Here is a 25,796-nt window from a genome sequence, read left to right on the forward strand (position 1 = left end):
CGGAGCCGCCCCATGTGCTGGCGGCCGGCGGCGGCGCCTTCATGGACCCGGCGACCCGCGCCCTGGCGCGGCGGGCGGCGCTCTGCGTCTGGCTGAAGGCCGACCTGGAACTGATCGCGCGGCGGGTCGGCAGGCGCAATACCCGCCCGCTGCTGCACGGGCGCGACCCCATGGAGGTGCTGACCGCCCAGGCCGCCCAGCGCTACGCCCACTATGCCGAGGCGCACGTCACGGTGGAGACAGCCGACGCCAATGTGGCGGTCAGCGTTGAGGGCGCGCTGGAAGCTCTGCACGCCCACCTTGAGCGGGAGGCGCAGGCGTGAACGCAGAGGCCGGGCGGCGGGTGCAGGTGGACCTGGGCGGCCGCGCCTATGAGGTGCACATCGGGACCAGACTGATCGACCAGGCCGGTGAGCTGCTGGCCCCTCACCTGCCGCGGCGGCGGACGGTGGTGGTCACCGACCGCCACGTCGCCGATCATCACGGCGAGCGGCTGGCTGCGGCGCTGGAGGCCGGCGGGATCGCCGTGGACATGGTCGTGCTGCCGCCGGGCGAGCAGACCAAGAGCTTCGCGGGGCTGGAGGACCTGATCGCCCGGCTGCTGGTCCTGAAGCTGGACCGCGGCGACCGCATCGTGGCCTTCGGCGGCGGCGTGGTGGGCGATCTCGCAGGCTTCGCGGCGGCGATCTACAAGCGCGGCATCGACTTCATCCAGGTGCCCACCACCCTGCTGGCCCAGGTGGACAGCTCGGTGGGCGGCAAGACCGCCATCGACACGGCCGCCGGCAAGAACCTGGTCGGCGCCTTCCACCAGCCGTGCTTCGTGCTGGCCGACCTTGACGTGCTGGCCACCCTGCCCGAGCGCGAGCTGCGGGCGGGCTATGGGGAGGTGCTGAAATACGGCCTGCTTGGCGACGCCGCCTTCTTCGGCTGGCTGGAGGCGAACGGCGGGGCCGTGCTGGCGGGCGAGGCCGGACCATTGGCCCATGCGGTCGCCCGCTGCGTGGAGATGAAGGCGCAGATCGTGGCCGAGGACGAGCGCGAGACCGGCCGGCGCGCCTTGCTGAACCTCGGCCACACCTTCGCTCACGCCCTGGAGAGCGAGACCGGGTTCGGCGAGGCCCTGCTGCACGGCGAGGCTGTGGCCGCGGGCTGCGCCCTGGCCTTCCGCTTCTCCGCCGAGCTCGGGGTCTGCCCGCCGGAAGCCGCCGCGCGGGCGGAGGCGGCGATCGCGGGCGCCGGCCTGCCCACCCGCCTACGCGCCCTGGCCGGCGCGCCGTTCGACGCCTCGCGCCTGGTTGACCACATGGCTCAGGACAAGAAGGCCGAGGCGGGCGGCCTGGTGTTCGTGCTGGCGCGGGGCATAGGAGAGGCCTTTATCGCCAAAGGCGTGGACCGCGCCGCCCTGCTGCGCTTTCTGGCCGCCGAAGGGGCTCGATTGGGGCCGGCAGGCTGAGGCGATCTGGATTACTCGGCAAAAACAGCCGTCTAGCGGTCAGGCTTGCCTAGGCCGGGCTTCGCGCCCTTGCTCCTGCACATAGTAAATTCAAAGGGTTAACGCGGCGCGTGGCTGGTCCCGGCTTTGCGAAGAGGGGCGACAGAGTAGTCTCGCCGCCGACGTCGCACGACGATCCGGACCCGCCCTGAGATCGAAGAGGACCGCCCTGATGTCGATGAACAGCATCAACACCAACACCGGCGCGATGATCGCGCTGCAGTCGCTGAACATGACCAACGCCTCGCTGGACATGGCGCAGAACGAGGTGTCCACCGGGCTGAAGGTCGCCGGCGCCAAGGACGACGGGGCCATCTGGAACATCGCCCAGAGCCAGCGGTCCCAGATCTCGTCTCTGGGTGCGGTGACCGACTCGCTGAACCGCGCCTCCTCGGTTCTGGACGTGGCGGTGTCGGCCGGCCAGACCATCTCGGACCTGCTGAACCAGATGAAGGCCAAGACGCTGGAGGCGTCGGACACCTCACTCTCGACGTCGGACCGCGCGGCGCTGAACTCCGACTTCCAGTCGCTGATCACCCAGATCAAGAACGCCGTCAGCAATGCCAGCTTCGACGGCGCCAACATGATCGAGAGCGGCGGCACCACGCTCTACGCCCTGTCAGGCCCCAGCGGGACCAACAAGCTGACCCTCGCCGCCCAGTCGCTGGCGCTCGGCGGCGCCAACCTGACGGTGGCCGCCACCGCCAGCTTCACAACCGCCACCCAGGCGTCCACCCTGCTGACCACCATCAACAGTTCCATCACCAACGTGAACCTGGCCGTGTCCAAGCTCGGCACCGAGGCCAATCAGGTGACCGAGAGCCTGACCTTCGTGTCCAACCTGAGCGACAGCCTGACGACTGGCGTGGGCAACCTGGTGGATGCCGACGTGGCTGCCGAAAGCGCGACGCTGCAGGCCCTGCAGACCAAGCAGCAGCTCGGCGTCCAGGCCCTCTCGATCGCCAACGCCTCCTCCTCCAACCTGCTCAGCCTGTTCCGCGGCTGAGCGGGCGCAACAAGGCGGCGCGCGAAAGCCCTCGCGCATGCGCGCCGCGCCGCCTACCGGCGCGTCCAGGCGGCGCTCTCCGCCGCCAACACGTCCAGGATGTTCCCCTGCGGCAGGCCCATGTCCAGCCGGTGCAGACCCCAGCCTGAGCCGCTGGCGGACCGCTCCAGCCGCGCCGTCAGCCTCGCCTGGTAGCGCCCGGGCAGGACGCTCACCCGCACCACATGGCCCTGCGCGTCGGCCTGGCACTGCGCCGACAGCTGGCCGACCAGTTCGATCCAGGGCGGATCGCCGTCCGGAGCCTCCTCCGGCTTGGCCAGATACGCCTTCAGCGAGCCCGCGCCGCCTCCGGGCGCCGCCGGACTGACGCAGCCGGCGACTAGGCCGCCGCCGGGGCTGTGGCCGAACAGGCGATGGGCGTCGGCATCGTCGGCGACATAATCGGCCCAGACGTAGACGCAGCCCACCTCCCCCGCCGCGGCGCAGAGCGGCGTCGACTTGAACGTCCCGCCGACCCGCGCGCCGTGCGGCACGGACAAGGCGGGATCGCCGGCCAGGAAGGCGCCGACGAGCCGCTTTTGCGCCGGCTTGCCGTCGATCTCCTCGGCGATGAGCTGCTGCAGCAGGATCGTCCCCTGGCTGTGGCCGACGATGACCACGCCCCGGCCATGGTTGTCGTGCGCCATGTACCAGCGCCAGGCGGCGCGCACGTCCGCATAGGGACGGCTCCAGTCGATCGGCCGGTTGCTTCCCAAGATCTGGTCCAGCCCCGCCGAGGTGAGCTGGCGGTAGATCGGCGCGTAGAGCCGGCAGCGGGAGGTCAGCCGCCCCGCCTGCGACCGCACCGTGGCCACCACCTCAGGGCTCGCCGCCATGTCGGCATAGGCGGTCGGCTCCTGAGAGACGGTGGGGTATACGTAGAAGCAGTCGATGGGCGGATCGGCGGCGGGCTGGAAGGTCTGCGGGGTGCGCGCCCCGTCGGCGGTGATCACCATGGCGTCCAGACCCGTGGTGCAGGCCGTCTCCTCGCCAGGGCGGCAGACCCAGGCGGCGGGGTTGGCGTAGTCGGGGAGCGGCGGGGTGCTGGGCTGGGCGGTCGCTCCGACGGCGGATAGGGCTAAGAGCACGGCGGCCAGGGCGAACGAGCGCATGGAATGTCCTCAGACGTGACGGACCAGACTACCCGCGGCGATCTTCGGCGTCATCTGGCTCCCTTGAGGAGAGAGGATCGGCGGACGACTTGGCGAAGGTCCGGCCGCGCCCCCTCACCAAAGCGGTGATCACCCCGCGGAAGGTCCTCGCCTCCTGCTCGGTGAAGCGGGCGCGGCCGAGCGCGACGCGCAGGTTGCGCTGCATGGATGGCTTCTTCTCCGGCGGGAAGAAGAAGCCGGCGCGGTCCAGCTCGCCCTCCAGGTGCTCGTAGACGCCCATCATCATCGCTCCGTCGGCGATCGCCGCCTCCCCGGTCAGGCGCGGGGCCGCGGCGTCGGGGGCGCAGGTCCACCACTCGTAGGCGTTCACCACCACAGCCTGGGCCAGGTTCAGGGAGTGGAACTTCGGGTCGATGGGGATGGTGACGATGCCGTGGCAGAGGGCGATGTCCATGGTCTCCAGCCCGGCCCGCTCCGCCCCGAACAGCCAGGCGCAGCGCAGGCCAGCCGACACGGCGGTCCGCAGTTCAGTCGCGCCGTGATGGGAGGTGAGCACCGGCAGGTGGGTCTCCCGCGGCCGGGCGGTGCAGGCGTAGACAAGCTGCAGGTCGGCCACCGCGTCGGCCACCGTCTCGAACACCCGGGCGTCCCGCAGCGGCCAGTCGGCGCCGGACGCCGACGCCCAGGCCCGGTCCTGGGGCCAGCCGTCGCGAGGGCTCACCAGCCGCAGCTCGTGCAGCCCGAAATTGGCCATGGCCCGGGCGACCGCCCCGATGTTCTCCGCCAGCTGAGGGCGGTCCAGGATCACGACGGGTGGGGGGTTCAGGGGAGTTTCGGCGGGCATCAGGATGGTTTGAACCGGGGCGGCGGCCCTCGCAACCCGGGTTTGCGCGGGGCTTCGATGGGGCTATGACAGCGCCCGCCCCCTGCCTTCAAGGTCGCCACCGCCCATGCCGCTGTCCAAGATCAAGGTCGCCAACCCCGTCGTGGACCTAGACGGCGACGAGATGACCCGCATCATCTGGAAGATGATCAAGGACAAGCTGATCTTCCCCTATCTCGACCTCGATCTCGACTATTACGACCTCGGCATAGAGCATCGTGACGCCACCGACGACAAGGTGACCGTCAAGGCGGCCGAAGCGATCCTGAAGCACGGCGCGGGCGTGAAGTGCGCCACCATCACTCCGGACGAAGCAAGGGTGAAGGAGTTCGGCCTGAAGAAGATGTGGAAGTCGCCGAACGGCACCATCCGCAACATCCTGGGCGGGGTGATCTTCCGCGAGCCGATCATCTGCAAGAACGTGCCGCGCCTGGTGCCCGGCTGGACCCAGCCGATCATCGTCGGCCGCCACGCCTTCGGCGACCAATACAAGGCCACCGACTTTAAGGTTCCAGGTCCGGGCAAGCTGACCATCACCTTCTTCGGTGACAGTGGCGAGAAGATCGAGCACGAGGTCTACCAGTTCCCGGGCTCGGGCGTTGCGTTGGCCATGTACAACCTGGACAGCTCGATCCGAGACTTCGCCCACGCAAGCTTCGCCTATGGCCTGCAGCGCAGGTATCCGGTGTATCTGTCCACAAAGAACACCATCCTGAAGGCCTATGACGGCCGCTTCAAGGACATATTCCAGGAGATCTACGAGGCCGAGTACGCCGACCAGTTCAAGGCGCTCGGCATCCACTACGAACACCGGCTGATCGACGACATGGTGGCCAGCGCGCTGAAGTGGTCCGGCGGTTACGTCTGGGCGTGCAAGAACTACGACGGCGACGTGCAGTCCGACATCGTGGCCCAGGGCTACGGTTCGCTCGGCCTGATGACCAGCGTGCTGCTCACCCCCGACGGCAGGACGGTGGAGGCGGAAGCCGCGCACGGCACTGTCACCCGCCACTTCCGCCAGCACCAGCGCGGCGAGAGCACCTCCACCAACTCGATCGCCTCGATCTTCGCCTGGACCAAGGGGCTGGAGCAGCGGGCCAAGCTCGACGGCAACACCGAATTGACCCACTTCGCCGGGACGCTGGAGAAGGTCACCGTCGACACCGTGGAAGCCGGGTCCATGACCAAGGACCTCGCCCTGCTGGTCGGCGAGAACCAGGGCTGGCTGACCACGGAAGGGTACTTGGACAAGGTTTCCGAGAACTTGGAAGCCGCCATGGGCAAGCCAGGAGATTGACGCCCGCGGCAAGGGATTGCGCGGCCCGGGCGCTGCTCGCCGCCCGGAACGAGAGCAGCCCGCTCGCAGGACGTCGCGCTAACCAGGTCCGTCACGCTTGAGGATCCGCCGGCGCGCGAGGTGACGGCGTCAGGTCGAAGGCTAAGGTCAGTCGATGCCGGTCGCTCGAGAAGGGCCGCGTCCCGTGCCATAGATAGGCGGGAAACAGTGCAAGCAGCCCCCGTTCAGGTTTGATGAAGTGGTCCGGTGCGAGACCAGGGCGGGTGGGTATGCCGGGTTCGCCGAACTGCAGCCAGCCGGCGTGCTCATCTCCGCCGGTTCCCGGTAGGGCGATATAGCAGGCTGAAGAGATCCAGCCTTCCGGATGGATATGGCTGCGATGGAAGCCGCCGGCGGGCAGCCGCACGGACCAGGCGCCGTCAAAACCGTAGCGGCCACGATTGCGGCTGGACATCGGGTCGGCGCCTCCCGAGCTTTGGGCGAGGAAGCGCAGGATCGGTCCCTTGGCCGCGTCGAAGAAGGCCTTGATCACGGGCTCTGCAGACGCGTTCAGGTGCGAAATCTGGCTGCCATGTCGCACGGACTGGCCGAGCGGGTGAGTCCGGAAGGCGTGCCGCGCCTCGAGCGTGGCCTCCAGGTCGTCCAGATATCGGTCCAGGCTGGCCCAGCCGGCCGGGGTTTCGAGCGCGTCGACCGAGGTCAATCGGTCATAGTCTGTCCAGTCATAGTAGCGCCCGTCGCTCAGCAATCGCCAGCAGGTCAGGAGATAGGCGATCAGCGCCTGGTCATGCGGTTTGATCCGCAGCAGGCGTTCGGCCTGCGCCGCTGCGGCCTTGGCGTCACCCACGCCGAGCCACGCTTCACAGAGGGCCAAGGCGACGTTCGGATCGCGAGGCGCGCGTCCTGCGGTCGCCTCCACGTGCGCCAGCGCCGCCTCGGGGCAGCCGAGGAGCGCGGCCAGGCGTGCGGCGGCCACGCTCAACTGGACGATCTCAGGTGCGTTCTGCGCCGGACGCCTGAGAAGATCGTAGGCAGCCTGAACCTCGCCGGCCGAGCTCAGCAGGTCTGCTTTCAGGATCAGCAGGTCGGCTTGGACGGCCGGAGAGGCAAGGGTGCGATCGAGCGCCACCGTCGCGGCCCCGATATCGCCTGTCCGCATCCATAGCAGTTGGGCGCTGTCGCGATGCGCCTCCAGATAGTGCGGTCGGCGGCGAAGCGCCTGTGCGAACGCAGCCTCTGCAGCCTCAAAGCTGTTCTGGTTCATGAGGGATCGCCCAAGAACAAGCCAAGTCTCCGGCGCATCAAGGCCTTTGGCTTGCGCCCTGAGCGCCGCATCTTCTGCTTCGGAAAATCGCCCGATATCGGCCAGGGTGCTGGCGACGTTGTGCTCGGCGAGCCCGCTGGAAGGGTGGAGCCGCACGGCGCGTTGATAGATACCGAGCGCCTCATCCCATCTTCTTGCGCCCTTCAGCGCCCGGGCATGGATCGCCAGCAGGGCATGACTGGCGTTTGGAGACGCCACGGCGGCGGCAGTCGCTTCGATGGCGGCTTCCACGCGCCCCAAGCGCAAGAACAGCTCGGCCAGACCAATGGCGGCGGCCTCATGGCTCATGTCGAGCTCCAGGGCTCGTGTGAAGGCGGTCTCCGCACCTGCGTCCTCGCCCCGCGCCGCCAGGGTTTCAGCCAGGGCTGCGTGGTAGCCGGCCTGGGGATCTGCCCTAACAGCAGCGACCAAGGCGGCTTCAGCTCCGGCCGCATCGCCCGCGGCCCTTCTGGCGAGGCCGAGCAGATGCTGGCCTTCCGCCCAGTCCACGTCTCCCGCCAGAAGCTGCTCGGCGACGCGGCGACCTTCCTGCGCCTGCCTGCCTGCCAGCAGCATGCGTACACGCTGCAACGCGGCGGAGGCTGCAGCGGACCGGCTGCTCTCCGTCAGAGACGTCATGGGACCTCGTTCGACGAGCACCTTCAGCCTATGCTAGTCAGCGCCGGCCCGCTAGGCGAAGGGTCCGCTCGCCATCACTGGGCGGCTCCCCGCAGGAGACACCATGCCCTCCGACACGACCGAGAGACCCAGCTCCGTCCTCGGCATCCAGGCCGCGGCGGCTCGCGGAGACATGGAGAACGCCTTCGCCATGATCGACGGAGCGCTCGCGGCGGGTGAGATGGACCCGCTCCTCTACAAGCTGCGGGCTGTGCGATCGGAACGACGCGGGGAGTTCGCTGCCGCGGTCGAGGACTTCGAGCAGGCGCTTGCGCTGACGCCATGGGACCCGGCCGTGCTGAACGCGCTGGGGCTCTGCGAAGCCCGGCTCGGTCGGCGGCCACGGGCGCTGCAGCATCTAGGCGAGGCCTTGCGTCTCCAACCCGACTTCGCCGCAGCCTATGTAAATCGCGCCTGGGTGCTCGAGGGGTTGGGGGAATTGGAGGCTGCTTGCGCGGACTACCAGCAGGCAGTCTCGTTTGACGAGCACCAGCCGTTCGCCTGGGCCGCCCTGGCCATGCTGGCTGCGCGACAGGGGGATTGGCAGGCGGCCCGCAGCGGTGCGGCGCGAGCGCACGCGGACGGCAAGGACGTTCCCACCGCTATCATCGCGCTTGCCCTGGCGGATGCGGGGGAGGACCGGCCGGCGGAGGGTTGCGCGCGCTTGGAAGCTCTGCTCCTGACACCGCATCTGCAGCAGGACGAGCGGGCGCTTGCACAGGGCGTCCTTGCGGACCTTCTTGACCGTCTGGGTGACACCGCGGCGGCGTTTCGGCTGTATGTCAGCTGCAACGCCGATCTGGAGGCCGCGAACCCGGAGGCTGTGGCCCACTGGCGAGTTCGCGGCGCCCGCAGCGTGGTGGCACGCCTCCTGGACACACCCGCGGAGGACTTCCGCAGCGATGGCGCCGGGAGCCGCACGCCCGATCCCCGCGCGCCCGAGACGCACGTGTTCCTAATCGGTTTTCCGCGCTCGGGAACCACTCTGCTCGGACAGGTGCTCGCAGGCCATCCCGAGGTTTCCACCCTGGACGAGCGGGAGACCCTGGCCGACGCTGCGCAAGTCTTCCTCCAGGACGGCGGCGGGCTGCAACGCCTTCACGATCTCGATCCGGATACGGCCGACACCTTCCGCCGGCTCTACTGGGACCGGGTCACCGCTGGAGGCGTAATGCCTGGGCGCAAGGTCTTCGTCGACAAGCTGCCCATGAACATCCTGGGTCTGCCGATCATCCACCGGCTCTTTCCGCAGGCGCTGATCCTGCACAGCGTGCGTGATCCTCGCGATGTGGTGCTGAGCTGCTTTCGGCAGCGCTTCGCCCTTGGACCGAGCACGGTCGAGTTCCTGGAGTTGCACTCAACAGTGGGCTTCTACGCGGATGTCGTGTCGTTTTGCCTTCGCGCCCTGGAGACGTCGCCGCTGGGCTGCCTGCAGCAGCAGCATGAGGCGTTGGTCCTCGATTTCGAGGGTGAGACCAGACGCCTGTGCCACTTCATGGGTGTCGATTGGACGCCGATCATGCAGGGGTTCGCTTCGCAGGCGCAGGCGCGGTTCGTCGCCACACCCAGCAGCGCCGACATCTCCGGGGGCCTGTCCGACCGCTCGATAGGCCGCTGGCGGCGCTACCAGGCCGAGCTGGGCTCCGTGCTTCCCCGTCTCGATCCCTGGGTACGGCGGTTCGGCTACCCTTGAGGCCTGCGCTAAGCCAGGCGGCCGCACTGCTGGAGGCGGCTGATCGAACGTTCCGCAGCGGTGACTTGTCGGCGGCGCGCACCCTTGTGGCCAGGGCGACGTCAGCCGATCCGGAGCACCTGGACGCCTGGCTGCTCCGAGCGGACCTCGCGCGGACGGCCGGCGATGTCGACGAGCTGCATGAGGACCTCGGTTGGGCCGAAGGGCTCACGCGCGACGTGGCCCTGCGTTCGGTGCTCAGCCTCGACAGGGCCTGGGCTCTGTTCCGGGCCGGGCGGACGGGCCAGGCGCAGGACCTCGCCCGGACCCTGACCAGCGTCAGCCGTGACCGGCTCGGCATCTGGACGGCGCTGCTGGACGCCGTGGGCCTGTCGGAGGAGGCGGACCGTGCAGCTCGCCAGTGGATCGGACAAAGCCCCTCCGACGCCAGCGCCTGGCTGAGCCTGGCCAACATCAACGTGTGGCTCGGGCGACCGAAGGTGGTGCTCGAAGCCTGCGGACAGGCTCTCGCCGCCGGGCAGGCGTCGGCTTCCGCGTACCTGACCTTGGCGAGCAGCAAGCGCTGGACGCGGGCGGACGATGACGAGTTGGGCCGAATGCAGCGCGCCCTCGGCCAGGCCCGGAACGCTGTCGACCAGGCTCATCTCGGTTACGCCTTGTTCAAGGCTCACGACGACCTCGGAGACTCTGAAGCCGCTTGGTCAGCCTTGCAGAGGGGCGCCCGCGGGGCGCGAGCCGCCTTCCCGCCCCCTCTCGAGACCGCCGCACCCGCACCCGCCCTCGCCCGGCGCCCGGCCGTGGGCGGCCCGAGGCGATCGCCGATGCCCCGGACGATCTTCATCGTCGGCCTTCCTCGCTCCGGCACGACCCTGGTGGACCGCGTGCTGAGCGCCCACAGCCGTGTGCGGAGCCTTGGTGAACTCAATACCTTTGGCCTGCTGGCGCGCACGGCAGGTGAGCAGGCCTTCCTCCCCTACGGAGACCTGGTGGCTAAGGCTCGCCTGCGCCGCAGCGGTTGGAGCGCGGTGGGCGCCGCTTATCGGACGGAAGTGGCGCAGATGGCCGGCGGCGCGACCGTCACCACCGACAAGAACCTGCAGAACTGGCTGCTGGCGGACGGCATCGCACAGGCCTTGCCCGAGGCGCTCTTTGTCCACGTCCGTCGCGACCCCATGGACTCCCTGTTCGGCGCGTACAAGCAGCTTTTCGTGGGCGGCGAGTACCGCTGGTCATTCGACATGGCGGACTTGGCGGATCACTATGGGCGCTATGCTGTAGAGACGACGACTCTGGCAGAACGGCTCAACGATCGCTGGATCGAGCTGTCCTACGAGGAGCTCGTCCGTCAACCTCCGGTTATGATCGCACGGCTGCTCGCCGCCTGCGGCCTCGAGTTCGAGACGGCCTGCCTTGACCCCTCCGCAGACCCGGCGGCGGTACGCACCCTCAGTGCGCAACAGGTGCGTGAGCCGATCAGCGATCGAAGCATCGGCGGCTGGCGCCGGTATGCCGACCAGCTGGAACCGCTGCGCGTCCGCCTGGAGGCCTGCGACCTGCTCGGGGACCACTCCGGATCGGCAGGCGCCTCGTAGGGTCAGAGCGAGGCCGGCGGCGTTTCCATGAACAGGTCCATGCCGGTCATCAGTTCGGCGATCTGCTCGCGCTCGTCCTCGGAGAGTTCCGGCCGCCAGATGTCGCAGATCATCACGATGCGCACCTGATCGCCGTCGTTCCACGCCTCATGTTCGATCGTGTCATCGAAGACCCAGGCCTTGCCCTCGCGCCAGGGACGCGTCTCGTTGCCGACGCGAAAGCCGCAGTCGCCGGGAACCACCAGCGGCAGGTGCAGCACCACGCGGGTGTTGGCGACGCCCGTGTGCGGCGGGATGCGCGTGCGCGGGCGGAGGACCGAGAACATGGCCGCGGGCGAGCGCTCCTGGACGTGCGGCTGGGGAAGCCGGTCGAGGGCGGCCATGGTGCGCGGGCATGCGGCCGTGTGCTCGGCCACTGGCTCGCCGTAGAGATAGAGGTGGATCGCGGACCAGTCCGGCGAACGGTTCAGCGCCGCCCATTGGTCGAGCGGGACTGTGTCCGGGTAGTCGACATAGGGCACGACGTTACGGCTCGTCGCCAGGAGCTCCAGGGCCTCGGCCCGGATGGACGCCGTCTCCGCCTCCAGGGCGGGAAGCCAGGGGAACAGCTCGTTGGGAAGAAAGTCGTAGACCGGCAAGTCCGGATAGAAGAAGTGCGTCGGCTCCTGGCGGTAGTTCTTGCGCAGGCCAAGGGCCAAGTCGAGGAAGTGGTCTATGCGGCCAGCCTGCGCCGGCGCTCTGGACGCGGCGCGCCGATAAAGCCGCTGGCGCAGGAATTCCCGTTGCTCTTCAAGGTGGAGGCGATGGATGTCGCGGCCGTGCTTCAGAGCCCGTCGGGTGGGTTCATCGAGCGCCGCATCACCAGGCGCCTGGGTAAGAGCGACGCCGTAGGCGCGCCCCGCCTCGCGCGTCCGACCCAGCCGCTCCAGAACCGAGGCCTTCATCAGCAGCGCCATGAACATTCGCGGATCGAGGGTCAAAGCCCCCTCCAGCGTACGAAGGGCGCCGCTCAGGTCTCCCAGCGCCCGGTGCGCTGCGGCGAGGTTCAGCCGGATCGCCGGATCTGCAGGGTCGAGACCGACTGCATGCCGAAGCAGCTGGAGCGCCTCGGCCGGCGCCCTTGCAGCCAGGGCGCGGGTGGCCATGCGGTTGAGCTGCTGTGGGTCGTCTACCGGGGATGACTGCACTGCACAGCTCGTAAAAACAGAACGGCGGCCCGAGGAGGCCGCCGTCCGCTATAGCTCAGATCGGGCCGCTTAGAAATCGGCCACCAAGTTCATGAAGATGTAACGGCCGACCGCATCGTACACCCCAGGATAGGTGTTGCCGTTGTAGAAGGAGTTGTTGCCCCCCGTCGAAGAGCCGACCAGCGGCGGCAGCGTATCGAGCACGTTGTTGCAGCCGACCGTGAGCCGGTAATGGTCGGTGATCTTCCAATCCACGGTTGCATCCCAGTAGCTCTGCTCCGAGATGTGGGAGTCGAACGGGAAGGCCGAAGTGGCGTTGTCGACGTAGGACTTGGTCACGTCGGAAGACACCGCACCGTTGTAGCGCCACTGGCTGGAGAGGGAGATGCCGTAGAAGGGCGTCTGCCAAGTTGCCCGGAACTTGTGGCGATACTTCGGGGTAGGATTGCCGCAGACTGCGCCGTACAGGCCGTCGCAGTCGTAGGGGACGGCGTGTGGGATGCTCTGATACTTGAACTCGCTCGTGTAGGTGCCGACGTAGTTGAAGCTGATCGGCCCGAAGTTGGGAAGGTTGTAGTCCGCCCAGACAAAGCGGTAGTCGCCCGTGAAGTCGATGCCGGAGGTGCGCACCGAACCGGTGTTCAGGTTGGTATCCTGAACGTAGTCATTGGTGTTGAGGAACAAGTTGCCGTTGTTCGGGTCCCGGTGGACGAGGTTGCAGAACTGGTTGCTGTTGAGGCAGTCGTTAAGGATGGTCTGGCCGCCAATGCCGCCGATCTCGCCGGTCACGCGGATGTTGAAGTAGTCGGCGCTGAAGCTGAAGCGATGCAGCGGCCCGGTCTTGGGAGCCACCACGATGCCGCCGCTGACGGTGTCAGCCTGCTCGGGCGCCAGGTCCGGGTTGCCGCCCGTCAGGCCATTGTACTGGTTGGCCGTGCTCGCAGGCACACGTCCATACTGGTTGGCCTTCACTCCGCTCTGCTCACACTGGGCCAGCGACGCTGTGGGCGTGGCGCCGGCGCAAGGGTCGTTGGTGAAATCGCCAGTCGATTCGTGCTGGTCGGTGAACAGCTCGATCACATTGGGCGCCCGGACGGCGCGGTTGAAGCCGCCGCGGACCGTCAGGCCGGTGATCGGCGTGTACTCGCCATTCATCTTATAGGTGTTGGTGATGCCGGCTGTGCTGTAGGTGGAGAAGCGATAGCCGCCGTTGAAAGACAGCGCCTTCACGAACGGCTTGTCCTGGACGATCGGGATTTCGATTTCGCCGAACAGTTCATAGACGTCGAAGGATCCCGAGGTGTCCGGCTGCGGACCGGCGCCGCCCGAAAGGTCCCCGGTCTGAAGCTCCAGGTCGTTCTGGATCGACAGGCCTTCGCGCCGATACTCGGCGCCCAGCGAGACGTTCACCCCGTCGGTCGCCAGCGGCGACCTGACACCGTAAACTCCGAGAGACCCGGTCAGGTTCATCTGGATATCCTGCTCGGTGGTCGTGCCCTGCTGGTAGCCGGGGACCTGCAGGTAGTTCAGAGCCGCCTGGGTCACGGCGCCCGGCGTGAAGATGTTGTAGGGCACGCACGCCGTGTCGGTCCCGCTGAGCACGGAGGCGCAAGTGGGTTGGCCGGTCGCCGGATTGGTCACGACGTTCAAGGCGTTGCCGATGCGCGCGGTAGAGAAGTAGTTGGTGTTGCCGGTCGACAACTGGGTCTGACCGTACTGGCCAGAGACGTCGTAGCTGAACGCGCTGTTCAGGTCGCCCTTGGCGCCGATCACGATCCGGAAGTCGTCGTGGCGGATGGAGGAGACGCGGCCGCCGCCTTCCTGGTTACGCCGCAGCACCGCGATCGAGGCGCTCTGGGCGGGGGTCAGGCCTGCCGCGGTGCAGAGCGTTGCGACCTGGGCGGCGGAAAGCAGCGGGTCGGCGCAGGGGATCGACACCGTGTTCCCGAATATCCCGCCTGGCGCGATCTGGGCCGTCGTATTGTCGTCCATGAACATGGCGGACGAATAGACGTCGATCTTGGGATCGACCTGGTAGTGGGCGAAGGCTCCGAACGTGTAACGCTGATCCGGACGCTGATAGTAGTTGTAGGGTCCGTAGTTGAAGTCCTTGATGTTTTGGCTGAGAGAGCCGCCCGCGCCGACCTGATAGGCATAGGGCAGACTGGCGCCGTAGAGGTCGTTGCTGAGCAGGACGGCGGGATTCGTTGTTTCGGATCCCGCGCACTTCGCCAAGGTCGCCGTCTCCTTCAGCGTACAGGCGCTGTAGTCGCGGGAGCTCTGCAGGATGGGATCTTGGTGGCGATATTCGGCATAGGCCGTCACGTTGCCACGCCCGTCCGGATCGTTGGCGCCCAGCAGCAGGGTTATGTCTTCCTGACCGCCGTCCACAACGTTGCCGGTCGGGACCGGGAAGCCGGCGGTCCGGTTCAGGCCGTCCACGACCTTGCTTTGGTTGCTGTGCTGGTCGAAGGCGCCGGTGGCGTTCAGCTCGACGCCCTGAAAGTCCTTCCTCATGATGAAGTTGACGACGCCGCCCACGGCATCGGAGCCGTACACCGCAGAGGCGCCGCCCGTCAGCACGTCGACACGATCGATGAGGGCGGCCGGGATGAAGTTGAGGTCGGCCACGGGATCGGTGGCGTCACCGGGCTGCAGGCGCTTGCCGTCGATCAGCACCAGGGTGCGCTTGGCCTCGAGGCCGCGCAGGTCGACTTCCGCGGTGCCGGTCGCCCCGTTGGAGATGGAGCTGCCCTGGCCCGAGAAGGCCTGCGGCAGGTTGTTGATCAGGTCCTCGACCCGGGTGGCGCCCTCCAGCCGGAACTCCTGGCTGTTCACCACCGTGATCGGGCTCGAGCTCGTCAGGTTCGGTGAGGCGACGCGCGAACCGGTGACCACAACCTCCGTCACCGATGCAGAGGCGGCCTCGGAGGTCGGGGTCACGGGGAGCGCCGCGCCTGTGGCGCCGGAGACGGCCTGAGTGCAGTTGGCGTCCGTCGAGCCTGGCGAGCAATTCGTGGCAGGGTTCGGCGCCGTCTGCACCGCACCTTGTGCAGCCGCATGGCCGACGCCGAGCGATGCAAACGCACCGGCGATCATCGTCGACGCAAGCAGACTGCCACGCATGGACATTGTCTTCACTGTCATCCCCTTCAAGGAGCACGGCGACCGCCCGCTCCTCCTGTTGAACCGATGCGCCGTGAGGCACCCCCTTAGGATTGGCTACAGTGAGCGGTCAGCGGAGGAATACGTCAACTGCTGCGCCTCATTTCGGCGCGGGTTCGGCCACAGTGTCATCCTTTGGCCACACCGCGCGACCCGGTGGCCTTTTTAAGGGCGCCGTGTCTCCACTTCGGTGCATCACGCTCGAAATGCAGGCTGCCGCCAAGTCACCGTCCTTGCTGAACGAGCCGCTGTGGCCGATTGTCTCTGTGTCGAAACCGACAGTCGACGAGTTGCCTCCAAAGCTTCGCGCTGAGCTGGTCTCGGCTGCCGCACTTCGGACGCAAGCAGCGCCTAGGCCGCACAAATGCTGGGACAAGCTCGAGCCAATTTTAGCTGAAGTTCGCGCGGCAACTTGCACCACAAACGTGTAAAGTGAATTGCGGCAGGCCCTAGAACGCGTGGGGGACTCGCGTCTATTCAACTTCGTTGCATCAAGGCGCCGGATGTCAGAAGTGCCTCGTTGGAGCGTTGGCGAGCATGGCTCCCTCCAGCGAGGCCATTGCGGCTGCAGTTGATGCAGTGGCGCCGATCGACGGTGTGGCGGCGCTGCTCTGGAAACCTGCCATCGACTGGACGAGCGCTGCGTTGGTGTTGAGGGCGGCGTGCGGCGTGATGTCAGTCCCGCCCTGCCCGTCCGATGCAACCAAGAACATGGACGCCGCATTCCCCGAGAGGTTGAAGTGCAGGGTCTTGGCGCCGTCGACCAGGGTGAGCAGGCTTCCCGCGAGGGTCGCTGTCGCGCCCGAGGTGTAGGCGACAGCGCGCAGGTCTAGGGTCTCCGCCGACCCTGAGAAGTTCTGGATTGTGTTGGCGAAGATCCCCTTGTTGGCCGGGGTCGCCGCCGCGTCGATCTGCAGCGTCTCTCCAAGTCCGACGCCGTTGTAGGTAGCACCCTGGAAGTAGACGGCGCCGGCGCCGAGACCGCCGCGGGCTGCGAGTTCCAGCGTACCGTCCACCAGGGACCCCAAGCCCGTGAAGCCCGACGCGGCGGCGGAAACCACCAGGACGCCGCCTTGACCTTCGCTAAGCACGCCGTCGCCCGACAGCGTTCCCGCCACCGTGTCGCCGGCCTCCTCCACCGTGCCGTTGTCCACCAGGGTGGCTCCCGCCTGGGCGTCCAGGATGTAGGCCAGGCCGCCGGCGGTGACCGTCACCGAGCCGCCCGACTGGACGGTGGTCTCCTGCGCCTGGTCGATGGCGCCACTGAGCAGCCTGACGCCGCTCACGAGCGTGGTCGCGGTGGCGGTCCCGACGGTCAGCGACGCGCCGTTGGTCACGGTGGAGCTCTTCAGGACGAGCGTCACCCCGCTCCCCACGGTCACGCCCGACTGCGTCGCGCCGTTGTCCAGATAGTCGATGCCGCTGGCCACGGTCACGCCCGTCGCCGACCCGCCCGAGAGCACGTTCAGATAGCCGTCCACCGCGCCGGCCCCGGACAGCACACCGCCTGAGGACACCGTGACGTAGCTTGCGGACGCGCCCGAGGCGAGATCCAGCACGCCAGCCGACTGGACCGTGGCGTTGTCGATCTGAAGGAGCGCCCCGGCCTCCAGCGTCACACCGTCGAAGGTGGTGGCCCCCGTTCCTCCGGCGCCGGACAGCGTGACCGACTGCCCGCTGGAGATGACCAGGGTCGTCTCCAGCGTGCCGCCGCTGGAGACCGCCAGAGCGACCGTCTTGGCGCCCTGGTACAGATATTCCAGCCCGCCGGACAGCACGGTCCCGCCGCTCGCCGTTGCGCCGCTGAAGACGTATTGCCGGCCGCCGTTGGACACAGCGTCGTCCACGGCCGAGCCATAAACGCTTTCCGACGCCCCGCTGTCGATGGCGGTTCCGCTTTCGCTGGCGCCCACCTCGATGGTCTCGCCGCCACCCGAACCGAGGGTCAGGCCGCTGGTGAGGCCCCGGTTGTCCAGGTAGCCGTTCAGCGTGACTCCATCGATCGTGCCGGCATTGTAGGAGGAGGAATAGCCGGAGTTCGTGAGCAGGCCCGCGCCCGAGACCAGGCCGTAATTGTAGACCGAGCTGGTGGCGCCGCCCGCCTCGATCACCAGGGTCGCGCCGCTTGCGACGGTCAGGCCGTCATAGTCGATGAGGCCGCCGCTCAAGACGGTGACGCCGTCGAAGCTCGTGGTGGCCGTGACCGGACCGTCCGACAGCACCCCGCTCTGCACCGTCCCATAATTGGCGAAATGGACCTGGCCACCGCTCGACACCACCGAGCCCGACGCGGCGCCGTAATAGCTGAGCGACAAAACGCCGCCGGCCAGTACGGTGGTGGCGCTCGCCGTGCCCTGGACATCCTGCTCGCCGCCGTCGTAGACGGTCGCGCCGCTGGCGACGCCGCCGTATCCCACCGTCTCCTGCCCGCCGGCGTGGATCAGGACGCCGTCGTCGTCACCGTAGACGCTGGCGGAACCTGCACCGCCATCGCCGAGCACGGTGGCGCTGGTCACGCCGCCGTACTCCACGGCCAGGGTCGAGCCTCCGCCGACCACGCTTCCGCTGGCGTAGCCGGCGGACTCCACCTCGGCCGATCCGCTCAGCACCGTCACGCCGCCGGCGGCGCCACCCGACTCCACCAGCAAGGTGGCGCTGCTGGCCACCGTGACTCCGCTGACAACGCCGAAGTCGTCGACCAGCACCGCCTCATATCCGTTGCCGATCACCTCTCCCGGCCCGGCGAGATAGCCGCCCGAAGACACGATCACGCCACCGGTCACCGCGCCGGAGGTCAGCGACACCAGGCCGCCGCTGAGCACCGTTGTGCTCGCGACCTCGAGATGGCCGCCGGCCTTGACGGTGACCCCCTCCAGGGTCGTCTGGCCGGCGAACGACGAAGCCGGCACGACGAGGCTCTGGCCGCTGGAGACCACAGGCGCGAGGTACAGGTAGCCGCCGCTGGACACGGTCGTGCCGACGGCGGTTCCGCCAAGCAGATCGAGTTCCGCGCCGGAGAGAATGACCGATCCGCTGTCGACTCCGCCGCTGTAGATGTCGAGGAAGCCGGAGACGGTTGCACTCCGCAGCATGCCTCCCGACGAAACGACGACAATGCCCTCGCGATCGACGTTGATGTTATCGGCGAGACCGCCAGATTCGATCTGCAGATATCCGAAGGAACCGCTCAAAGGGCCGGCATAGACGGCGGGAGCGGCCCCGCCCTTGCGCTGAACCGCGGCGAGGGTTGTGCCTGAACCGGGAGTGCCGATGTCGACGCCGCTGACCATGCCGAAGTCGGTGACTTCGGCGATGAGCGCGCCGGCCCCGGAGACGACGCCGCCCGAGGATATGGTCAGGCCTGCTGCGGCGCCCTTCGATGTGACCGACAGGACTCCGCCGCTGGCGATGGTATAGTCCTCATAATCCACCGATCCGCCGCTCAGCACCTCTATGCCGCTGCCGACGGATTGATTGGCGGAGAACTGCCCGCTGTCGACCAGCACCGTGTTCGCCTTCACCGTGCCGCTGGCGAGATCCAGGCGGGCGCCCCTCGACACCACCGTCCCTGTCGCCACGGCGCCGCTGGCGATGAACTCGAAGGCGCCGGCGAGAAGGTGGGCTGAGCTGGCGACGCCGCCGCTGTAGATGTACTGCTCTGCGCCGCTGGAGAGGACGGCGCCGTTCGCCGAGCCGCCGGAGAAAACCTCAAGAAAGGCGCCCGAACTGACCATGGCGCCGTTCGCCACGCCTCCAGACTTCACGTCCAGCTCGGAGAAGTAGCTGATGGTCGGAGCCGACAACACGCCGTAATCGACCGCATCGCCCAACAGTTCGACCGAGCCGACGACGACGCCCCCCGCATCCAAGGTGAGGTCGTAGGCCGTGGCGCTGGAGGTGAAGGACAGCGTCGCGCCGCTCGCCACCGTGACGCTGTCGTAGGTTATGACGCCGCCGCTCAGGACCGTCACGCCGCTTAGGGTGGTGGTGGCCGAAACCGCCCCTGCGGTGAGGGTGGCCCCGCTGCTGAGTGTGAAGCCCGAGGAGAAGACCTCGAAATAGCCGCCGCTCGACACCGTCGCGGACACGGCGGTGGCGCCGGGATTGAGGTTCAACGCCCCGCCGGACAGCACCGTGGTGTTGCTGGTGACGGCGGTGATCGCCACCGCCTCCAGCGCCCCGCTAGAGATGATGGTGCCGACGGCGACGCCTCCGCCGTCCACGGCCTGATAGCTTCCGGAGGACAGGGTCGTGCCCACGGCCGAGCCGTAGACGTTCTCCCGGTCGCCGACCGCCCCGCCGTAGCCCAGCACGGCGGCGCTGACGACGCCGCCGCGGCTGACGGTGATGGCGTCGTAGTCGCCCGCGACGGTGACGCCGCTGACCACGCCGCCGCCGTCGTAGGTGATGATCTGGCCCGCGTTCAGGGTGATGTTGTCGGCGACCGCGCCGGCGATGACATACAGGAAGGCGTAGCCGGATGTGAGCAAGCCGGAGTTGGGGTCGCCGATACTGACGCCGCTGACGGTTCCGTAGTCGAAGATCGAGGAACCGACGCCGCCGAGTTCGCCGGGCCCGTTCAGCACGCCGCCGGACTCGACCTGGACGAAGCCGGACACCACCGCGCCCGCCGCCAGTGTCAGCGTACCGCCGCTCGACACCTCCGCGCCCATGACGCGCAGCGCGCCGCCGGCCCTCACCGAGACGCCGCTCAGGGTCGTGGCCCCATCGGGCGCAGCCAGGCTGATGCTCTGGCCGGAGGACACCACGGCGGTCAGGTCCACCGTGGCGCCGCTGGACACGGTGACGGCGGTCGCCATCGCACCCGAGGACAACACGTCAAGGCCGCCGGCGTAGACGATGCTGCCGCTGTCGACGCCACCGGCGCTGACAATCTGTGTTCCGCCGCTGGAGATCAGCGAGCCGTTGGCGTTGCCACCGGACCAGACTTCGAGCGTCGCGCCGCTGGAGATCCTGGTCCGGCTTTCAGCGCCGCCTGAGGCAACCAAGACCTCGCCTGCCACCAGCAGGACGCCGCTTGTCAGCCCGCCGGACTGAACGAGGAGTTCGCCCGTGTCGCCGGCCGAGTTCCCGACCTGGAGCGTATCGGCCTTGCCCATGACGGCGAGCTGGCCTTCGAGCAGGACGCCTGAGACCAGGCCGGCGTCCGCACTGTCCCCAGCCAGCACGCCGACGCCCGATACCGTTCCTCCTGCCGCAACAACGATGCTGTCTCCAACTCCGCCGGGCCCAAGCGAAAGGACTCCTCCGCTGAGGACCGAGAGGTCGGCGTAGTCGACCACGGCATCTCCAAAGAGCTTCACGCCGCTGGACGTGACTGCGGCGCCGACCCGCCCAGCCACTACGGTCGTCCCCGCTGCAACCGTTCGGCCATCGAACTCGACCGCGCCGCCGCTGTAGACCAGAGAGCCACTGGCGATACCGCCGGACGCCACTCGCATCAGACCGCCCGCGGAGACCCGCGTAACGCTGGCCACACCCCCGCTCTCGACAACGACCTCAGCTCCGGACTGCACCAGCGTAGCGCTGGCCGATCCGCTGGACGACACGATCAGAAGGCCATCCGCGACGGTCACCGCGTGGGCGATCCCGCCCGACGCGACATCGAGCTCGCCCGCGCCGCCGAAATCGGTGGCCACGCCTGCGCCGAGCGTCACAGCGCTCACCACGCCGGCATCCAGGCTGACGTCGGAGAAGCCGCCGCCGAGCACGCCCGGCCCGCTCAGATAGCCGCCGGCCTGCACGGTCACGCCGCTGGCCGTCGCGCCTGCGGCTAGCCTGAGGGTTCCCCCGCTTTGAACGGTCGCCGAGGGAAGCTCCAGCCCGCCGCCGGACAACACTCTCACGCCGTCCAGGGTGGTGGTCGCGGCCGCAAGGGGAGAGCCGGACAGGGTGAAGCTCGTCCCCGACGAAATGATCGCGTCGAGCACGGCCAAGCCGCCGCTTGAGACGGTCACCACGGCGCTTGCGTCGGCGTCCAGGATTTCGCCGCCGCTCGACACGATTACGCTGCTGGCGGTCGCGCCGGAGTTCAGGATTTCCAGGCCGCCAGACTGCACGATCGTGCGGCCCGCAAAGCCGCCGCTCGACACGAGCTGGACGCCGCCGTTCGACACGGTCGCGGAGAGATCTACGCCGCCGGACTCGACAATGTCCATGGCGCCGCTCGACACGGTCGTCAGCATCGCCGAACCGTAGACCTCGTCGAAGGCGCCAGGCCCCCCGGCTTCGCCCAGAACGGTGCGGCTCGCCACCGCGCCGGCCTGGACGAACAGCTCCGACCCGTCTCCGTCGATCACCGCGCCGGTGGCGGAGGCGTTCACGTCGAGCTCCAGGTAGCCGTTCGCGACGGTGACCGCATCGGCCACGGCTCCATAGCGGACATAGAGGTTTCCGCCCTGTGAAGCGTCGCCGATGGTCACGCCGCTGACTGTCCCGGAGTCGGTGTTGAACGGATACGTGCCGCCCGCCAGTTCTCCCGGGCCGTCGAGTGTGCCGCCCGAGGAGATCGTAACCGAACTGACCACCACGCCGGAGGCCAGCGACAGGGTCGCGCCGCTGGACACGGTCGCGCCGGTGAAGTCGAGAGCGCCGCCTGAGCGCACCGTCACACCGTCGAGAGTGGTCGTGGCGGCGGCGAGCGGGGAGGCGGACAGCACGAAGGTCCCGCTGGAGATCACCGCGTCCAGCTCCACCGTGCCCCCTGCGTAGACGGTCACGGCGGCGGCCGTCGATCCCGCCTGGAACACCGCAGAACCGCCGGAGAAGACCTGCGTCTGGCTCGCCAAACCCCCGTCCTCAACGACCTGAGTCCCGCCCTGAGAGACCCGCGTCGCCCGTGCGATCCCTCCGCTCTCGACCGCTTCTTCGCCGCCAAGCACCGTCGTGGACACCGCGGAGCCGTAGACGAGGTCGGAACCGCCGCTCACGATCGTGCCGCTCGCCAGACCCTGGCCGAGGATGCTCAAGGACCCCTGCACGATCGTGACCGCATCGGCCAGGCCGCCCGAGGACACGGTGAGATAGCCGTTCCCCAGAGCAGGATCGCCGAGCGCCACGCCGCTGACCGTTCCGAGATCGACGCTCTGGCTGTAGTCGGTCAGGTCTCCGGGTCCGTAAAGCTCGCCGCCGCTCAGCACGCTGACGCCGCCGACGGTGACGCCCGAGCCCAGCGACAGCACGCCCCCGCTGGAGACGGTCGCACCGGTCAGCTCCAGGGTGGCGCCCGCCTCCGCGGTCACGCCACCAATCGACTCGGCGGCGGTGAGGGAGCCGCTGGAGATCGTCAGCGGCGAGCCGCTGATCACGGTGGCGGCCAGTTCGAGCAGGGCGCCGCTCTTCACATCGACGCCCGAGACGGTGGCGCCGGAGGCAACCACTTCCGTCCCGCCCGACAGCACGGTGGTGGCCAGCGCGACGGCGCCGGACTCCACATCCTGCTCGCTGCCGGACGACACCGTCGTGCCGCTCGCATAGCCGCCCGAATAGATGGCCTGGCTGCCGTTGACCACGGTGGTGGCCAGCGCCGATCCGTAGACCACGGAGCCGCCCTTGGACGTCCCACTGCCCAGCACCGTGCCGCTGATCAGGCCGCCGCTCTCGACCTGGATGTCGCTGAACGCCTGCAGCGTCCCGTTGGCGCGACCGCCGGAGCGCACGTCCATGAACCCGATCATGGTGACGCTGTTCGCGATGCCGCCGGCCTCCACGTCGAGTTCGCCGAAGTTGAAGTCGCTGACGACGATGCCGTTGACCGTGCCGAAGTCGTCGCAATAGTTCGCCACGCCCGCTCCGCTCAGCGTTCCGCCCGCCTGCACGGTGGCGCTGCTGACGACCGCGCCCGAGGCGAGGCTCAGGGTCGCGCCCGACTGCACCGTCGCATCGGTCAGCACGAGATCCGCGCCGGACCTCAGCGTCACCCCTCCAAGGCTGGTGGCGGCGAAGGCGTTGGACTGGAGCGTGTAGGTGACGCCGCTGGAGATCACCGCGGCGAGATCGACCACGCCCCCGCTGGAGATGGTGACGCCGCTCGCGGCTGCGCCGGCGATGAGGTCAACGAAGCCGCCGGACATGACGGTCAGGCCGCTGACCACGGCCCCGCCGTACACAAACTCCCGGCCGCTGTTCACCACGGTGTCGGCATAGCTGGAGGCGCCCGCCGAGACGACCAGCACGCCCCCGGCGCCTACGGTGACGCGGCTGGTCTCGCCGGGCCCATAGACGTTCATGCTGCCGTAGAGCGTCACATTGCTGACCAGGCCCTGATCAGTGACCTCGCCGTAGAGCGCGCCGCCTCCGTAGAGTTTCGCTCCTTCACCGACATAGGTGTCGCTGGCGATGCCGCCGCTGTAGAGCACTATGCTGCCAGAATAGATGGCGTCGCTCAGCGATTTCGCGCCGGACGAGACATACTCGATCCCGCCGTTATCGACCGAGCCGTAGGACACGCCCCCGGAAAGCACCCTAAGCGTGTCTCCGGACGACAAGTTGTAATCGGAGGTGACGCCGGACGATATGAAGTAGGCGGTCATGAGGTGCTCCAGATAGGTCGAGCCACAGGTGAGGCGCTATCCCGTTGGCGCTCCGCCCCCCCGTCATGGGCGGGCGGGCGCCCTCCGAAGTCGCGAGGGGCAAGCACAGGCATCAGTTCCATCGACCCTGGCGCACACCCTATGCAGGCCACCCGATACGCCACTCGTCCCTACAGCCCTGAAGCGCGTCGCAGTTACGGATCACCCGCGCTCCGACCTTGCGTTGTCTGCCGCAATTCAGGGCTCCGCACATCATCCAAATGGACTAGTCCTGCAGGTCAAACGTGAGCTCCAGGCTGGGGCGGAGACATAGTCACGGCGTCAAGCTTGAGCTTGGCAGATCGATCGGGCAGGCGTCCTGACCTTGTCCATTCGTGGGCGGGGACCTTCGGCGAAGTCATCTGGCCAGACATCGCCTTCCTTTGGATGGTGGCGGAAAAGGGTCAGAGGGCTGGCTTCATCGCCGCGAGGGTGGGGACCAGGTCGGGGCGTACTGAGGCCGCCTCAACCATCCGATCGACCAGCGCCTGCGCCTCCGGGCCGCCGGTCGCCAGCAGCTCACGGAAAGCGCGGACACGCGACATGCCCCAGAGCAGCGCGGCTAGGGTCGATGTCGGCCATCGTCGCATGCGTCGCTTGGACTGCGGATAGACCGTCCCGCCAAGAGACTCGATCAGTGCGAAGCCGCCTTTCACCCCTTGCGCGAGGACCCGGGCCTCGCCCCAGGAGGCGGCGCCGCCGCGGCGCATGCCCGCGACCGACACGCTCTCGAACGCGACGCAGAGCGGCGCGTGAGAGCGCAGCCAGCTCGGCATGTCGAGCTCCAGCACCGACGGCAACCCTGCCGCGTCGAACAGGTCGACCCAGCGCCGCCGGTCCCTCATCGTCTTCTGGCCCGCGCCGCCGACGTGGGCGTCGAGGCGCCCGTCTCTGTCCAGCCGCGCCCGGATGAACGGCATTCCCAGACCGCACCGCTCGGGTCCGATCGCCTGCGCCAGACGCTCGGGCTCAAAGGTGTTGAACATGAACTGCACGCAGCCGGCCGCACTGCGCCGGAGCGCCGGCAGCACAGTGTCGACCTGATGGGCGAGCAGCGTCACGATCACGAGGTCGTAAGGCGTCTGCTCATCCAGGGCGTCGAGGACCCGGACCGGCGCCCGCTCGCCCGCGGCGCTCACGATCGCACCGTCACGTCGCAGCTGATCAAGCCGGAGAGAGCCAGGGCGTGCGACTACGGTGACAGTATGTCCGCCGTGATGGGTGAGGTTGAAGGCCAAGGCGCTGCCGATCTGGCCCACGCCGATGACGGCGAGGTGGAGCGGTATGGAAGGGGGAACGAAGCTGGCGGTCATAAGATCGCGGTACGCGCGGCGGCCCAAACCGTCCACCGATCAGCGACGGCAGGGGCCGCAGCCGACTCGCCGCCGGCCTTCAACGTGGATGGGGGGCGAGACCTTCCATGACCCGCCACTACAGCCAACGACACGGCGGACGTGAAGATCGGCGGGCCACAGCTCCGCCGGACACGAGAGTCCGAATGGGATGGGGAACGGTCAAGCCTTTGCGGCCGCCAGTCCTCCCAAGGCGAGCGCCTCGCGATTAAACTGGTGCACCGTCTTGCAGAGCGGGCACCAAACCACCAAGCCCGACTTCAGGGCTTCCAGCTGGCGCGGCGTCATCGAGGCATGTGTGTCGATGTTGTGCCCGGTGATTGGACACATGGCCGTTATGCGACGCTGCGCCGACCGAACTCCCCACCTGAAAAGCAACTTAGCCCCCCGAAGCTCCATAGAA

The 25,796-nt window shown here is 68.2% G+C and carries 14 protein-coding genes; 6 read left to right on the top strand and 8 right to left on the bottom strand.

Translation table 11 applies throughout. The features are described 5' to 3' along the window. The 3 genes from HUV06_RS03455 to HUV06_RS03465 all read left to right on the top strand — a co-directional run. Positions 1 to 323, top strand: a 323-nt coding sequence (locus HUV06_RS03455; protein WP_305793632.1) for a shikimate kinase, incomplete at its 5' end; no start/stop codon positions are given. Next, positions 320 to 1,456 (top strand): 3-dehydroquinate synthase, encoded by a 1,137-nt coding sequence (aroB, locus tag HUV06_RS03460; RefSeq protein ID WP_174299879.1) that lies wholly within the window; start codon positions 320 to 322, stop codon positions 1,454 to 1,456. The genes HUV06_RS03455 and aroB, both read left to right, overlap by 4 nt. Before the next feature lie 211 nt (positions 1,457 to 1,667). Next, positions 1,668 to 2,501 (top strand): flagellin, encoded by an 834-nt coding sequence (locus HUV06_RS03465; RefSeq protein WP_174299880.1) that lies wholly within the window; start codon positions 1,668 to 1,670, stop codon positions 2,499 to 2,501. 53 nt (positions 2,502 to 2,554) lie between these two features. Here the strand turns inward: HUV06_RS03465 and HUV06_RS03470 are convergent, their stop codons facing one another. Beyond that, entirely contained in the window at positions 2,555 to 3,652 is a 1,098-nt protein-coding gene (locus tag HUV06_RS03470; protein WP_174299881.1) for a DUF3089 domain-containing protein, read from the bottom strand. A gap of 28 nt (positions 3,653 to 3,680) precedes the next feature. After that, complete coding sequence (locus tag HUV06_RS03475) at positions 3,681 to 4,496, bottom strand: RNA methyltransferase (protein ID WP_174299882.1); 816 nt, start codon at positions 4,494 to 4,496, stop codon at positions 3,681 to 3,683. A gap of 112 nt (positions 4,497 to 4,608) precedes the next feature. On the opposite strand from HUV06_RS03475, the gene HUV06_RS03480 reads away from it, so the two are divergent. After that, positions 4,609 to 5,832, top strand: a complete 1,224-nt coding sequence (locus HUV06_RS03480; RefSeq protein WP_174299897.1) for an NADP-dependent isocitrate dehydrogenase — start codon at positions 4,609 to 4,611, stop codon at positions 5,830 to 5,832. A gap of 91 nt (positions 5,833 to 5,923) precedes the next feature. Here HUV06_RS03480 and HUV06_RS03485 read toward each other — a convergent pair whose 3' ends face one another. Then, positions 5,924 to 7,774: a putative 2OG-Fe(II) oxygenase gene (locus tag HUV06_RS03485; RefSeq protein ID WP_174299883.1), complete on the bottom strand. Its 1,851-nt coding sequence runs from the start codon at positions 7,772 to 7,774 to the stop codon at positions 5,924 to 5,926. A gap of 103 nt (positions 7,775 to 7,877) precedes the next feature. Between HUV06_RS03485 and HUV06_RS03490 the strand changes: the two genes are divergently transcribed. Both HUV06_RS03490 and HUV06_RS03495 read left to right on the top strand, forming a co-directional pair. Continuing rightward, positions 7,878 to 9,506, top strand: coding sequence for a sulfotransferase (locus HUV06_RS03490; RefSeq protein ID WP_174299884.1), 1,629 nt, complete (start codon positions 7,878 to 7,880; stop codon positions 9,504 to 9,506). Then, the gene (locus HUV06_RS03495; protein ID WP_174299885.1) at positions 9,503 to 11,098 is read left to right on the top strand and encodes a sulfotransferase; all 1,596 of its coding nucleotides are present in this window, start codon (positions 9,503 to 9,505) and stop codon (positions 11,096 to 11,098) included. Before HUV06_RS03490 ends, HUV06_RS03495 begins: the two co-directional genes overlap by 4 nt. A 2-nt stretch (positions 11,099 to 11,100) precedes the next feature. Here the strand turns inward: HUV06_RS03495 and HUV06_RS03500 are convergent, their stop codons facing one another. The 5 genes from HUV06_RS03500 to HUV06_RS03520 all read right to left on the bottom strand — a co-directional run bounded on the left by HUV06_RS03500 (position 11,101) and on the right by HUV06_RS03520 (position 25,723). Then, positions 11,101 to 12,285 (bottom strand): aspartyl/asparaginyl beta-hydroxylase domain-containing protein, encoded by a 1,185-nt coding sequence (locus HUV06_RS03500; protein WP_174299886.1) that lies wholly within the window; start codon positions 12,283 to 12,285, stop codon positions 11,101 to 11,103. A gap of 69 nt (positions 12,286 to 12,354) precedes the next feature. Continuing rightward, positions 12,355 to 15,411 (bottom strand): TonB-dependent siderophore receptor, encoded by a 3,057-nt coding sequence (locus HUV06_RS03505; protein WP_174299887.1) that lies wholly within the window; start codon positions 15,409 to 15,411, stop codon positions 12,355 to 12,357. A 545-nt stretch (positions 15,412 to 15,956) separates the two neighbouring features. Then, complete coding sequence (locus HUV06_RS03510; protein ID WP_174299888.1) at positions 15,957 to 24,002, bottom strand: AIDA repeat-containing protein; 8,046 nt, start codon at positions 24,000 to 24,002, stop codon at positions 15,957 to 15,959. 443 nt (positions 24,003 to 24,445) lie between these two features. Beyond that, on the bottom strand, positions 24,446 to 25,354 hold the full coding sequence (locus tag HUV06_RS03515) for a ketopantoate reductase family protein (RefSeq protein ID WP_217433616.1): 909 nt from the start codon (positions 25,352 to 25,354) through the stop codon (positions 24,446 to 24,448). 201 nt (positions 25,355 to 25,555) lie between these two features. Next, positions 25,556 to 25,723 (bottom strand): hypothetical protein, encoded by a 168-nt coding sequence (locus HUV06_RS03520; protein ID WP_174299889.1) that lies wholly within the window; start codon positions 25,721 to 25,723, stop codon positions 25,556 to 25,558. Positions 25,724 to 25,796: the final 73 nt, after the last annotated feature.

Origin of the sequence: Caulobacter sp. S45 (genome assembly GCF_903642205.1) — a bacterium.
In the GTDB taxonomy this organism is placed as follows: Bacteria; Pseudomonadota; Alphaproteobacteria; order Caulobacterales; family Caulobacteraceae; genus CAHJWH01.